Source organism: Virgibacillus indicus, from assembly GCF_002266285.1.
GTDB lineage: Bacteria > Bacillota > Bacilli > Bacillales > Amphibacillaceae > Virgibacillus_K > Virgibacillus_K indicus.
The window spans coordinates 57,854-72,197 of record NZ_NPMS01000010.1 but is presented as its reverse complement, the minus strand read 5'-3'; the positions used below and the strand labels follow the sequence as shown (position 1 = coordinate 72,197).

Below are 14,344 nucleotides of genomic sequence, written 5' to 3'. Positions count from 1 at the left end.
ATATATCCTTCTTCTGCCGTTCACGAAAGGGGTCAGCATATTGCATTACAACATTTCAGAACAGGACATATTCTTATTTCACCAGGGTACAAATTTCCACAGTCATAATTTATTGGGCTGCCATTTCATTGAATGGAAAGGTACCGAGGGTTACAGATTTGCAGTATGGGCACCAAATGCCAAAAATATAAGCCTAGCCGGTGAGTTTAATGAATGGAAAGGAGATAGCCATCCATTAGAAAGAATTACAAAAGAGGGGTTATGGGCTGGTTTTTTTACAGACATTTTCGAAAGCATCCCTTACAAGTATAAAATTGTATCCTCAACTGGCCAGATACTGATGAAATCAGATCCATACGCAGTACAGTCGGAGCTTCGACCTGCAACTGCGTCAATCGTTCCCGGTATTTCTGTATATGAATGGAATGATAAGGATTGGCAATTAGAAAAGGAAGCATTTAATCCGTACATTTCACCTATTTCAATCTATGAGGTTCATTTAGGATCCTGGAAAATAAAGGAGACAGGTGATTTTTATACGTATCTGGAACTTGCTGAGGAATTGATACCATACGTCAAATCAATGGGCTATACACATATTGAACTGCTGCCTCTGGCTGAGCATCCATTGGACCTATCCTGGGGTTATCAAATAACCGGCTATTACTCAGTAACATCACGTTATGGCGGGCGTGATGATTTTAAATACTTTGTGGACCAATGCCATCAGCATAATATTGGTGTCATCATGGACTGGGTGCCAGGTCACTTTTGTAAGGATGATTTTGCACTTCGTACATTTGATGGTGGAGCTGTATATGAATATTCCGACTCCAATAAGGCTGAAAAGGTATCATGGGGAACATTAACCTTTGACTTCGGACGTCCTGAAGTGCAAAGTTTTTTAATTTCAAACGCACTCTTCTGGCTTGAAGAATACCATATCGATGGTCTAAGAGTTGATGCAGTAGCAAGTATGCTCTATCTTAATTTCGATAAATCAGATAGGCAAGAGAAAATCTATAATTCCTATGGCGGAGAAGAGAACCTGGAGGCATTTGCCTTTATCCAAAAATTAAATGAAGCTGTTTTTTTATATGAACCAAATACACTTATGATGGCTGAGGACAGTTCAGATTTGCCATTAGTCACTGCCCCGACTTATGCGGGCGGTCTCGGATTCAACTTTAAATGGAATATGGGCTGGATGAACGACATGCTTGACTATATGGGCAGGGATTCTGTTCATCGCAAATGGCACCATAATCTGCTTACCTTTTCATTTATGTATACACATTCTGAAAACTTCCTTCTTCCACTCTCGCATGACGAAGTAGTCCATGGCAAGAAATCATTGCTTGATAAAATGCCTGGTGACAGGTGGCAGCAGTTTGCAAATTTACGGCTTCTATATGGCTATATGATGGCACACCCTGGCAAAAAACTGTTATTTATGGGCGGAGAGCTGGGGCAATACGCAGAATGGAAGGATAAAGAGGAAGTAGACTGGCATTTATTAAATTATCCATTGCATCATGCAATGCATCATTATGTGAAAGCATTAAACCATTTTTATCTGGATTACCCTGAGCTTTATGAAATGGATCATGATCCGAAGGGATTTGAATGGATTGACCCACATAATATTGATCAGAGTATCATCGCCTTTCGCAGAAAAAACAAAGAGCAGAATGAGGAGCTGATCGTTGTCTGTAATTTTACACCCAATGTTTATTATGACTATAAGGTAGGAGTTCCAGTCTCGGGAACGTATGAAGAAATTCTTAATTCGGATAAAGAGGAATTTGGCGGTTCTGGTCAAGAAAATAAAGCCGGGCATTTTAGTTTTCCTCAAAAATGGCATGGACTGCCACAGCATATAAAAATTAAAGTACCGCCATTAGCAATAGCAATTTTTAAAAATACCAAGGAGGATGTCCAGTGAAAGAGTGTATAGGTATGTTGTTAGCCGGCGGAGAAGGAAAACGATTAGGTGCTTTAACGAATAATATAGCAAAACCAGCAGTGCCCTTTGGCGGGAAATATCGGATTATAGATTTCACATTAAGTAATTGTGCCAATTCAGGAATTGATACATTAGGTGTCTTAACTCAATACTCACCGCTGGAGCTCAATAAACACATAGGCAATGGCAAGCCCTGGGATATGGATCGGCAAAATGGCGGTGTGACGATTCTGCCTCCTTATACAGCGAAACATGGTGGCGACTGGTATTCCGGAACAGCGGATGCCATTCATAAAAATATTCACTTTATTGATCAATATGATCCGGAATATGTACTCGTTATATCAGGTGATCATATTTATCAGATGGATTATCAAAAGTTATTGGATCACCATAAACAATCGAAAGCCGATGCTACCATTTCCGTAGTTCCAGTACCATGGGAAGAGGCATCGCGTTTCGGCATTCTTAATACAACAGATCAATCAAGAATTTATGAATTTGATGAAAAACCGGAGCATCCACAAAGCAACCTGGCATCCATGGGGATTTATATGTTTACATGGAAAAAATTGAGAAGTTACTTAATGGAGGATGCGAAACAAGGCTCATCAAGCCATGACTTTGGCAAAGATATCATTCCTGCAATGCTTTCTGATAACTGCAGGATGTATGCATATCGTTTTGAAGGCTATTGGAAGGATGTCGGCACTGTTCAGAGCTACTGGGAGGCAAATATGGATTTGCTTGATGAAGATTGGAGCCTGTCACTGAATAATAAAAAGTGGAGGGTGTCTACGAATGATTCAAACTTTCCGCCACAATATTTTGGAACGAATGCGGTGGTGAAGCATTCACTTGTCAAGTCTGGATGCTGGGTTAATGGTACCGTTATTAGCTCCGTGCTGTTTAAAGATGTAGAAGTAGATTCTAACAGCCTTATTCAGAAATCTATCCTTCATCCAGGAGTTAAAGTCAGCAAAAACTGTATATTGGAGCGGGTCATTGTAATGGAAAACATCGTTATACCAGAAGGAACAAATATTCGAATTGGAAAAGAAGAGGAACCACTGGTAGTTGATCAACAGTTAATTACAGAGATGTTCCCATTGGTGGGAGGGGAAGTTGTATGAACACAATGATGGGTCTTATAAATCTTGAGCATGAACATCATTATTTCCATGAATTAACTTATTTCCGTAATGGTGCCTCTATCCCTTTTGCAGGACGCTATCGGATGATCGACTTTCCACTGTCCAATATGACTAATTCCAATATAAAAGAAGTAGCCATTTTCACCCGCAATAAATACCGTTCCCTAATGGATCACCTTGGTACAGGCGAGCACTGGGAATTGGATCGGCGAAATGGCGGTTTGTTTATCCTTCCGCCTGACTGGAATGATCCATCTGATATTTCAAAAGGAGACCTGCAGTTTTTCCATAATAATCGGGATTATTTCGAACGCGGCAAGTCCTCTTATGTACTGATCAGCGGCAGTCAATTTATAACAAATTCGAATTATAAAGCTGCCTTTAAACTGCATCTGGAGCGCAACGCTGATATTACGCTTGTTTCAACACAGGTCGAATCATTAAAAAAGGAGCATGAACCTTACTGCCGCATTGATGCAGACGAAGATGGATGGGTTCGGGATATTACAAATGATAAGAAGAACCCGCAAGTGTTTACGGGGGTTTATATTATAAATAAAGATTTGTTAATGGATTTAGTAGATGAATGTATTGCCCATCATCAGGGGGATTTCTTTACTGCTGCAATTCAGGAAAATCAGTCAAAATTAAAAATCCAAACATACCAAAATGAAGGCTATAGTGCATTTATTAATTCAATAGAAAGTTTCTATCGTCATAATATGAATCTGCTGAAGGAAGAAAATTACCTGGATTTATTTTACAAGCAGCCATTTATCCGGACGAAGGTATCCAATCATCCACCAGTAACATACCGTGAAAAAGCAATGGTGAAACGTTCGATTATTGCAGATGGCTGTGTGGTTGATGGCGAGGTGAACAGCAGTGTGGTATTCCGGGGAGTGACGGTAGAGAGTGGCGCTGTGATTAAAGATTCGATTATTATGCAGAACTGCGTTATTGAAGAAGGAGTATATCTGGAGAATGTGATACTGGATAAAGATGTCCATGTGACAGCAGGTCAAAAGCTGATTGGATCAAAAAATAAACCATATGCAGTTGCTAAAAGACAAGTTGTAACAACTTAATCGAATAGAGATGTGATCAAAAGATTTCAATCTATCATTTGGTGAACATACATCCTCTGGGAAGGAGATATCTTAAATGAATAAAATATTATTTGTTGCATCGGAATGCACACCTTTTATTAAAACAGGAGGATTAGCAGATGTAGTCGGTTCGCTTCCTCAAGCCTTAAAACAGAATGAACATGTTGAGGCCCGTGTGATTCTTCCATTATATGATGAAATAGATGAAAAATGGCGGGATCAAATGGAATACTATACCGCTTGTACTGTTGAGCTTGGCTGGAGAAATCAGGAAGCAAGTATATACACACTAAATTATAACAATATAATCTATTATTTTATCTCCAATGATTATTACTTTACCCGTAAAGGAGTGTACGGATATTACGATGATGGGGAACGGTTTGTGTTTTTCAGCCAGGCCGTTATTGAAGCACTGGCTCATATTGAATTTAAACCGGATATTCTTCATGCACATGATTGGCAGGCAGGAATGGCTGTAGCTCTTGCTAAAATTATGCAGCCTGTCGAAGATATGAAAACAGTATTTACCATTCACAACATTAAGTATCAGGGCATTATGCCACTAGCTATATTCGATGATTTTTTTCAATTATCCAGGGAGCATATAGCGGGCATGGAATGGAACGGTATGTTGAACTGTCTGAAGGGCGCTCTGTTTCATGCAGATAAAATTACAACTGTCAGTCCCGGTTATGCAGAAGAAATAAAAGACCCATACTATAGTGAAGGACTTCATCCGATTCTTTTGGAAAGAACGGATGATTTAGCCGGGGTGCTGAATGGTATTGATTTAAAAGAATACAATCCATTAACGGATCCATTTATTTCAGTGAATTACCGTTCTTCAAGAATTAAAAAGAAGGAAAATAAAATTGTGCTCCAGGAGAAGCTTGGACTGCCAAAGGACAGCGAAAAGCCATTATTTATTATCATTACAAGGCTGGTAGAACAAAAGGGGTTGCATCTCGTTCAGCATATTTTAGATGAATTCATACAGGAAGATGTGCAATTTGCCATTTTAGGTACTGGTGATGAGGAATTTGAATCTTATTTCAGAGAGGTTTCAAATCGCTATCCGGAAAAAGCAGCGACAATTTTAACCTTTGATGAAGGTTTAGCCAGACAAATGTATGCAAGTGCAGATTTCCTGATCATGCCATCTAAATTTGAGCCATGTGGTTTGGCCCAGCTTATCGCATTGCAATATAAAACAGTTCCGATAGTAAGGGAGACAGGAGGGCTGAAAGATACTGTATCCCCTTATAACGAATTATCTGGAGAAGGTAATGGATTTAGCTTTGTAAATTATAATGCGCATGATCTTTTGTCAGTCTTACAGTATGCTCTAACCATTTATAATAGTCCGCTTGAGTGGCAGCAGCTGCTCAAGAATGTTAATAAAAGCCGGTTCAGCTGGATAGATTCAGCACATAAATATGCAGGAATTTACGATCAGTTAAAACCGGAGCCAATATTAATTTAAGAATAGGGGGATTGCCCTTGTCTCACGTAACTGCAACATTGCTGAAGGAGAAAATCACAACTAAATTAAAGACTGAAAAAGGGTTGGATGTGAATGATGCATCAAATAAGGACATTTATTATGTTCTTGCTTCGATTGTCAATGATGAAATTATGCCACAGTGGCTTGAAACCGAAAGAAGATATAAAGAAAAGAATTCTAAACAAGTTTATTATCTGTCAATGGAGTTTTTAATTGGCAGCCTGATTGAAAGTAACCTTTTAAAATGTGGGATGCTGGATGCTTCCAAACAGGCGCTGGAACAGCTCGGATTTGAACCGGAACAAATTTTCGCCCAAGAGCATGACGCAGGATTAGGAAATGGCGGCTTAGGACGGCTGGCAGCATGCTTTTTAGATTCCCTGGCTTCTCTTCAATATCCTGGTCATGGTTTTGGAATCAGATACCGTTATGGTTTATTTGAACAGCGAATCATTCATGGAAATCAGGTGGAACTTCCCGACTATTGGCTGAAAGATGATTATCCATGGGAAAACCGAAAAGATGATGAAGCGATTTGTATTCATTTTCATGGGGATGTACATATGTTCAAGAAGAATGATGGATCACTTGAATTTAAATATGAAAACACCGACAAAGTCATGGCAATTCCTTATGATATTCCCGTAGTTGGTTATCAAAATGGTGTTGTCAATACGCTTCGGCTTTGGAGTGCAGAAGCATTCTGCCGAGATCATGATGATTTAAATGGAGGGGATTCAGACTTTTATCATAATTTGGATCACCAGCATTCCATTGAACAAATTACCGGGTTTTTATATCCGGATGATTCCAGTCATGAAGGAAAGGAATTACGTTTAAAACAGCAATATTTTCTAGTATCATCAAGCATACAAAATATAATCAGTGATTTTAAGAAAAACCATCAGCTTTCATTGAGGAGACTGACGGAGAAGGTTGTCATTCAAATAAATGATACACACCCCAGTCTCGCAATCCCTGAAATGATGCGTATTTTGATGGATGAAGAGCATTTTGGCTGGGATGCTGCCTGGCAAGTTACAACAAAGGTGTTCGCATATACAAATCATACAACATTGAGTGAGGCCCTGGAAACATGGCCAGTGGATATGCTGAGAACACTGCTTCCTCGTATTTATATGATCATTGATGAAATAAATGAAAGGTTTTGCAAAGGGATATGGTATGATCACAAAGAAATTAGGGAGAAAATCCCCAACATGGCAATTGTAGCTGACGAACGGGTGCATATGGCGCGTTTGGCAATTGTCGGAAGCTTTAGTGTAAATGGTGTGGCGCGTATTCATACGGAAATATTAAAGAAACAGGAAATGAAAGATTTCTTTTGGATTTTCCCGGAGCGGTTTAATAATAAGACAAATGGAATCACACACCGCCGCTGGCTTCTGCAAGTAAATCCCAATTTATCAGGACTGATAACAGATGTGATTGGTCCGCAGTGGATCAAGCGGCCAAAGCAACTGATTAGTTTATTAAAATATTCAAAGGACCCATCACTCTTGGAAAAGTTTGATAAGGTCAAGCATGAAAACAAAAAAGCACTTGCCAAATTTATTCGTGAACGCACAGGAATATTAGTCGATGATCAGTCCATTTTCGATGTGCAGATTAAAAGACTGCATGAATACAAGCGGCAGCTGCTCAATATTTTCCATGTTATTTATTTATATAATGAATTAAAAGAGAATCCGAATCAGGATATGACTCCTCGTACATTTATCTTTGGGGCAAAGGCTGCACCGAGCTATCATTTAGCAAAAGAAACAATAAAGCTTATTAATACAGTAGCTTCCATCGTTAACTATGATCCAGATATTCAGGATAAGCTGAAAGTGATTTTTTTAGAAAACTATAATGTCAGCCTTGCTGAAAAGATCATACCGGCAGCAGATATCAGTGAGCAGATTTCAACGGCAAGTAAAGAAGCATCAGGTACTGGCAATATGAAATTGATGATGAACGGTGCCCTGACACTTGGCACGCTTGATGGAGCTAACATTGAAATTAATGATTTAGTTGGAAATGAAAATATGTTCATTTTCGGTTTAACGGCAGATGAAGTAATGCATTATTATCAGCATGGAGGCTATCATGCAATGGATATATATAACACAGATGATCGCGTTAAGCGGATACTGGACCAATTAAATCAGGGCGAATTTGGCTCGAATGAAATTGAATTTAAAGATATCTACTATAATATTCTGTACCATAACGACCCTTATTTTGTATTAAAGGATTTTGAACCATATATTGAAACCCATGAGCTTGCTGAGCGAGCTTACCGTGACAGGAAAACATGGCTTACCATGAGTGTGACTAATATTGCATATTCAGGGAAATTCTCCAGTGATCAGACGATTCAGGAATATGTTTCTGATATCTGGAAGCTGAAGCAGGTGTGAGGGAGGCACGTGGGGACAGGTCCATCGTCCCAGTCAAGGTGGGGACGATGGACGAAACTCGCGCGGTGGACACTAAAGATCGCGCAACTCAGACTTAAAGTCGTGCGAACCAAGCCAAAAGTCGTGCGATATACCAATAAAGTAGTGATACCGCACGATTTTCCTTAGCTGTTGCGCAACTTTACGAGAGTATTGCGCGACTTTTCTGGGGCTTTACACAACTTTATAATGTTAATCCCAATGGGACAAAGAACCTGTCCCCGCGTCCCCTATTTGCTAATTAATTCCTTAAATTCCGCCCACTCCACAACCCGATCCATTTCCAAGTCCTGATTATAGGATTGATCCTTAATGATCAGCTTTACCGAGTCGTCGGTAAGTGTGTTCAGCACGGCAGGTTTATCATCAACATAGTAATCAAGCTTTAATTTCCGAATGATATGTATTTTCTCATTATCCTGCATGCCATAGAAAAAGTGATCATCCCTCACAGGAAACCCTTGCACTTTCATCCACTTTTTCGTTCTTTCACCATGTTCCTTTGGCCTGGCAGTTATATAGTAGATTTCATGCCCATTCCTATTCAATTCCATTAATGTTTCAATCGCCCCAGGAAAAGCAGGGCAGTTTGTATAATAAATTTCTTCCAAGGAGCTTTCCCACATGTCTTTGCCCTCTGTATCTGTTAATCCAAAGGGTTCGTGTATTTCTACCCGGTTCAATGCGTGAAAAACGTCGAGCGGCGGATCTTGGTTTAACTTTTTCTTATAAATTTGGAAAGCATGCTCCCTCAGGTTGATTAATGTATCATCAATATCAAAACCGAACTTCATATTACACCCCTCAATCTGTCATGACTTGTCATAATTTGGGTACCCAATAAATTTGAAATCTTTCCCAACCCTGACAAAGTCCGTGTCTATTAGCTCAATGGCATCTTTCATCATTTCAAATCCTGTTCCCTCAAGGAAAGTGGGGGCATCTTGACCGCCAATTAATTTTGGTGCGAAATAAAGGACCACTTTATCGATCAATTTGTTTTCCAAAAAAGAAGCATTCACGTTTCCTCCACCTTCAATCAATACAGAAGATACTCCTTTATCACCTAATATCTGCACAACTTCATTTGGATCAACCGATTTCTTACTGCTTGTTGCAAAAACCTTGACTCCAACGTCTTCCAATGCCTTTTTCTTAACCTTGTCGCAATTTTTACTTGTAAATATCCAGGTTTCTGCCTGCTTATCTGTTACCAGCTGATAATCCAATGGTATTTTTAATGTGGAATCCAAAACAACACGGATTGGATTACGGCCATTGGGAATTCGTGTAGTTAATGCTGGATCATCCTTTATGGCTGTGTTGATACCAACTAGAATTGCCATGTTTTCATTTCTGAGATGGTGCACGTCTCGCCTTGCTTCTTCAGATGTAATCCATTTGCTGTTAAATTTGTGTGTGGCAACTTTGCCATCCAATGTTATTCCTGATTTTAATGTGACGAATGGCTTCTTTTGAACGATGAATTTATTAAATACTTCATTCATCTGTTTGGATTCTTCTTCACGAACTCCGGTAATGACTTCGATGCCCGCATCCTGCAGTATTTTAACTCCATTTCCTGATACAACCGGATTTGGATCCAGTGCTGCAATTACCACTTTTTTAATTCCGGCCTGAACAATTGCTTCCGCACAGGGTCCTGTTCTGCCATGGTGGGAGCAGGGCTCAAGTGTTACGTAAATCGTGCCGCCTTTAGCCATTTCACCAGCCATCCGAATCGCATGGATCTCTGCATGGGGTTCGCCAGCCTTTAAATGTGTCCCGATCCCGACAATTCGGCTCTCATTAACAATAACAGATCCTACGAGTGGATTAGGATCTGTTTGGCCTTTCATTGCTTTGGCATTGTTTAAAGCAAGGTCCATATAAAATTCAGGCTTAGTCATTTGGGCATGTTCCTTCCGCTTCTATGTGGCCGGATTTCGTAATTTTTGTCTCCAAATATTTTTTGTTGTACTCGGAAACATCGCCCCATAATGGTGTTCTGCCTGCCACTAGCATTCCGGAATTTCTTAATGCCTCTAATTTTGTGGGGTTATTGGTAATTAAAGTTACCGGTTTGGTGCGCAGATTTTTCAGAACGGCAATGGCATCATCATAATTTCTGGTATCATTGTCAAAGCCCAGACTTTCATTTGCTTCAACCGTGTCATACCCATTTTCCTGAAGAACATAGGCCATTGCCTTACTGAATAAGCCGATGCCTCGTCCCTCATGGTTAGCCAAATAAAATAATGCACCTGTCCCATGATCTTTTATTTTCTTCATCGATTCCTTCAGCTGGAAGCCGCAATCACATCGCTTGCTTCCAAAAATATCACCGGTATGACAGATGGAATGCATTCTGATCAATGCATCATCGTCATTTTCAAAATCTCCGTATACAAGGACACTGGATTGCTGATATTCAGCAAGATTTGATGAAGCTAAATTGTCAATAATTCTTTCATAATCCTCTGTTACCTCGTCATAATTTAACCAGCAGTACCATTTAAAAACAACAGTTTCTCCATATAGATTAACGGGAAGCTGGATGGGTCCAACTAAATAGATTGCGCCCTCTTTAGAATGTATTAATTGTATTTTATCTTTTAAAACCGAAAAAACTTTCGATTCAAGTTTCATTTGTCCCATACTGCAATCTCCTTTCACTTACACCTTAGTATAATTAATAATTCCCATATCATCAATTTATCTTTCTCGGGATTATAAACTCCGCCAAAATGGTGGTTTTGTTATTGTATGTTTCTTGTTGTTAACCCGTTTGGGAGTAAAAGGAGTGGCTGAAATTAGTCATTTTTTTCTCTTCCAACGATTCCATAAAAGAATATCTTTGTAAGGTCTTCAGTTATTGGAAGCATATATTGGGCTACATCTTCGCGCTGCATATATTCTTTGAACATCTGCATATAGAATAAAATTGCTTCATTCGAAATATCTGGATCTATAAATCCTTGTTCTCTTCCTTCATTGAAGAGGTTAACCATGAGTGGCAGTGCCTTAGTTGTATATAATTCCTCTACATAGCCTTTCCCTGTAGTATAATCCTTCATAAAGTCTTGAAAAAAATTATCGCTCATTTGATCAGTGAGATGGCTTTTCTCAAAAGTGATTTGCTTTATTTTTTCATCGAACGGAAGATCACTGATGAGTATTGCTTCCTGTTCCGCCCATACCTGATCTACATAATATTTTAAAACTTTATCGGATAATTTATCTTTGCTTTCAAAATAATTATATATCGTAACCTGAGAAACAGAGGCCTTCTCAGCAATTTCAGCCACAGAAACCTTTTGTACACCAAATTCCATAAATAAAGCCAATGCTGCTTCCAGTATGCTTTTCTTCTTTTGTTCCTTCCGGCGTTCAAACCCGTTCATAGCTTTCACCTCAGTTATAGTTTAATAAAAGTTTTGAAATAAAACAATATAAATAGTTCATAAACTATTGCAAAGAAGACTGCTTTTATATATTATGAACTATATAGGATAAAATATTTCATAATTTTAGAGGGAAGCCTCATATAGGGAGGAAAATGAAATATGTCTGTATTAGAAGTAAGGAATCTGACGAAAAGATTTGGAAAGTTTACTGCATTAAATGGTGTGAATATCGAAGTAAATGAAGGAGAAGTTTATGGCTTCATCGGTCCAAACGGTGCAGGAAAGTCAACAACGATTCGTGTGCTCCTCGGAATTTTAAAGGCCACAGAGGGTGGCGCAAAAATCTTCGGTAAGGATGCATGGAGTGATGCTGTTGAAATTCATAAACGAATTGCATACGTTCCGGGAGATGTCAATCTATGGCCAAACTTAACAGGTGGAGAAGTTATTGATTTATTTGTAAAACTCCGTGGTGGAAATAATAAAAGCAGACGGGAAGAATTAATTAATAAATTCAATTTGGATCCAACCAAAAAATGCCGAACCTACTCAAAAGGGAACAGGCAAAAGGTTGCGTTGGTTGCGGCATTTTCTTCCGATGCAGATCTGTATATTTTAGATGAACCAACTTCCGGACTTGATCCATTGATGGAACAGGTTTTTCAAGAATGTGTAATGGATGCAAAAAGTGAAGGGAAAAGTGTACTGCTTTCGAGTCATATTTTATCAGAAGTAGAAAAGCTATGTGACAGGGTAGGTATTATTCGCCAGGGTGAAATTATAGAGACAGGCACATTGAATGAACTGCGTCATTTGACACGAACAAATCTGCTTGTTGAGACAAAACAACCGATTACTTCACTGAATGAATTAAAAGGTGTGCATGACATTGAGGAAAAAGACCAGGGGCTTTCATTCCAGGTGGATACAGAGGAACTGGATGCTGTTATCAAACATGTAAGCAAATTTGGCATTGTGAAATTGGAAAGCGCACCGCCGACACTGGAAGATTTATTTATGAGGCATTATGAAAGTAAGGATGAAGTTTCAGGAGGCGTATCCTGATGACACCCACCCATTTATTCAAAGGAACAGGTGAAATTACAAAGTTGCTTCTCAGGCAGCAGCGCTTCAAAATTCTGATTTGGCTGCTTGGATTGATTATTATAACTCTAGCTGTTGCATCAGCCTATCCGGATATGTATACAGATGAGAAATCTAAACAAGCATTTGCTCTGACAATGGATAATCCCGCTATGATTGCGATGCTTGGTCCCGGGTATGAAGAGCAGGATTATCTAGGTTCAATCGGAACATTATTTACTCACGAAATGCTATTATTTTCTGCCATTGCAGTTGCAATTATGAGTATTTTGCTTGTAGGAAGAAGTACACGGGCAGATGAGGAGGATGGCCGTACTGAAATGGTTCGCGCACTTCCTGCTGGCCGCTTGTCTTATGTAAGTGCAGCAATGATCATATTAACAGCAGTGAATGCAGTTTTAGCCCTCTTTATAGGATTGGGGTTATCTGTGCTGGGGATAGAAGGAATTAATCTTGAAAGCGCTATTTTATATGGTGCAGTCTTAGGTGCGACAGGCTTAGTTTTTGGTGGATTTACGGCAGTCTTTGCACAGCTTGCTGAAACTTCAAGAGGAGCCACGATGCTTTCATTTGCTGTTTTAATTGTGGCATATCTTGTTCGTGCAGTCGGCGATGTGAGTAATGAGGCACTTTCGCTTATTTCACCTTTAGGATGGACAGTCAGGACAGATGTATTTGCCGGAAACGATTGGTGGCCAGTCATTCTGTCTTTTGCTTTAAGCATTGTAATAAATATCATAGGTTTTTATTTAAACTCTATCCGTGATTTGGGTTCCGGCTTTATACCAGCTCGAGGAGGAAGAAGGCAAGCTTCATCCCTTTTGCAAACTCCAATTGGTCTTACATTGCGATTGCAGCGCACCAATATAATTTCATGGGGAATCGGTCTGTTTGCATTAGGTGCCTCGTTTGGTTCGATTTTGGGTGACCTGGAAACCTATTTTGCAGATATTGAATTTATGCAGGCCTTTTTAACAGAAGAAGAAGGCTATACGATGACGGAACAGTTTATCGTCTTGCTGATGGCGATAATGGCTTTGATTGGTACAGTGCCTGCAGTTATGACGATATTAAAACTAAAAGGGGAAGAAAATAAAAATCGTACAGAGTATTTATACAGTCGCTCCTTGTCGCGCAACCGCATGCTGGGCGGATATTTTCTATTGGCGATTGCGGTTAGCATTATTATGCAGTTACTTACAGCGGTTGGGTTGTGGTCCGCGGCGGCTGCTGTGATGGATGATGCGTTATCACTCGGTTCAACATTCAAATCAGCTCTTGTGTACCTGCCTGCAATGTGGATTGTGATCGGACTCGCTGTGTTTACTTTGGGGATTATTCCGAAAGCAGCTGGGATAGTCTGGTTTTATTTAATTTATGGCTTTGTCGTTATCTATCTCAGCGGTTTACTGGAATTCCCGGAATGGGTGAATAATCTTTCCGTATATGAACACATCCCGCAAGTTCCTGTTGAGGATATGGATTTCATGAAAATCATTGTACTTACTATTATTGCAGTGGTACTGGCTGCTGCTGGTTTTCTTGGCTATAACAGAAGAGATATCAAGGGATGATGGTGCAGTTTTAAGTGAATAATACAAGCAATCAAATTTCAAAGGAGTGTATCTTGGA

Annotated in this window: 11 protein-coding genes; 7 read left to right on the top strand and 4 right to left on the bottom strand. The window is 39.5% G+C overall.

The genetic code is table 11. The features are described from left to right. Nucleotides 1-40 precede the first annotated feature (40 nt). From glgB to CIL03_RS16685, 5 genes are all read left to right on the top strand, one after another. Nucleotides 41-1,945 carry a 1,4-alpha-glucan branching protein GlgB gene (glgB, locus tag CIL03_RS16705; protein ID WP_094887029.1) on the top strand — a complete coding sequence of 635 codons (1,905 nt, stop codon included), beginning with the start codon at nucleotides 41-43 and terminating at the stop codon, nucleotides 1,943-1,945. Continuing rightward, nucleotides 1,942-3,099, top strand: a complete 1,158-nt coding sequence (locus CIL03_RS16700) for a glucose-1-phosphate adenylyltransferase (RefSeq protein WP_276282964.1) — start codon at nucleotides 1,942-1,944, stop codon at nucleotides 3,097-3,099. Before glgB ends, CIL03_RS16700 begins: the two co-directional genes overlap by 4 nt. Then, nucleotides 3,096-4,208 (top strand): glucose-1-phosphate adenylyltransferase subunit GlgD, encoded by a 1,113-nt coding sequence (glgD, locus tag CIL03_RS16695; protein WP_094887028.1) that lies wholly within the window; start codon nucleotides 3,096-3,098, stop codon nucleotides 4,206-4,208. Before CIL03_RS16700 ends, glgD begins: the two co-directional genes overlap by 4 nt. A gap of 76 nt (nucleotides 4,209-4,284) precedes the next feature. Next, nucleotides 4,285-5,715, top strand: a complete 1,431-nt coding sequence (locus tag CIL03_RS16690) for a glycogen synthase (protein WP_094887027.1) — start codon at nucleotides 4,285-4,287, stop codon at nucleotides 5,713-5,715. 17 nt (nucleotides 5,716-5,732) lie between these two features. Beyond that, nucleotides 5,733-8,162: a glycogen/starch/alpha-glucan phosphorylase gene (locus CIL03_RS16685; RefSeq protein ID WP_094887026.1), complete on the top strand. Its 2,430-nt coding sequence runs from the start codon at nucleotides 5,733-5,735 to the stop codon at nucleotides 8,160-8,162. Between the two features lie 269 nt (nucleotides 8,163-8,431). On the opposite strand, the gene CIL03_RS16680 is transcribed toward CIL03_RS16685, so the two are convergent. The 4 genes from CIL03_RS16680 to CIL03_RS16665 all read right to left on the bottom strand — a co-directional run bounded on the left by CIL03_RS16680 (nucleotide 8,432) and on the right by CIL03_RS16665 (nucleotide 11,605). Beyond that, nucleotides 8,432-8,995, bottom strand: coding sequence for a 5' nucleotidase, NT5C type (locus CIL03_RS16680; RefSeq protein ID WP_094887025.1), 564 nt, complete (start codon nucleotides 8,993-8,995; stop codon nucleotides 8,432-8,434). Nucleotides 8,996-9,013: 18 nt separating this feature from the next. After that, a complete protein-coding gene (gene ribD / locus CIL03_RS16675; RefSeq protein WP_094887024.1) occupies nucleotides 9,014-10,111 on the bottom strand; it encodes a bifunctional diaminohydroxyphosphoribosylaminopyrimidine deaminase/5-amino-6-(5-phosphoribosylamino)uracil reductase RibD in 1,098 nt (365 codons plus the stop codon). Continuing rightward, the gene (locus CIL03_RS16670) at nucleotides 10,104-10,859 is read right to left on the bottom strand and encodes a GTP cyclohydrolase II (RefSeq protein WP_094887023.1); all 756 of its coding nucleotides are present in this window, start codon (nucleotides 10,857-10,859) and stop codon (nucleotides 10,104-10,106) included. The genes ribD and CIL03_RS16670 overlap by 8 nt, the downstream gene beginning before the upstream one ends. Before the next feature lie 155 nt (nucleotides 10,860-11,014). Continuing rightward, nucleotides 11,015-11,605: a TetR/AcrR family transcriptional regulator gene (locus CIL03_RS16665; RefSeq protein ID WP_094887022.1), complete on the bottom strand. Its 591-nt coding sequence runs from the start codon at nucleotides 11,603-11,605 to the stop codon at nucleotides 11,015-11,017. 162 nt (nucleotides 11,606-11,767) lie between these two features. On the opposite strand from CIL03_RS16665, the gene CIL03_RS16660 reads away from it, so the two are divergent. Then, complete coding sequence (locus CIL03_RS16660; protein WP_094887021.1) at nucleotides 11,768-12,673, top strand: ABC transporter ATP-binding protein; 906 nt, start codon at nucleotides 11,768-11,770, stop codon at nucleotides 12,671-12,673. Continuing rightward, nucleotides 12,673-14,286 carry an ABC transporter permease gene (locus tag CIL03_RS16655; RefSeq protein WP_094887020.1) on the top strand — a complete coding sequence of 538 codons (1,614 nt, stop codon included), beginning with the start codon at nucleotides 12,673-12,675 and terminating at the stop codon, nucleotides 14,284-14,286. The genes CIL03_RS16660 and CIL03_RS16655 overlap by 1 nt, the downstream gene beginning before the upstream one ends. The last annotated feature ends 58 nt before the right edge of the window (nucleotides 14,287-14,344 follow it).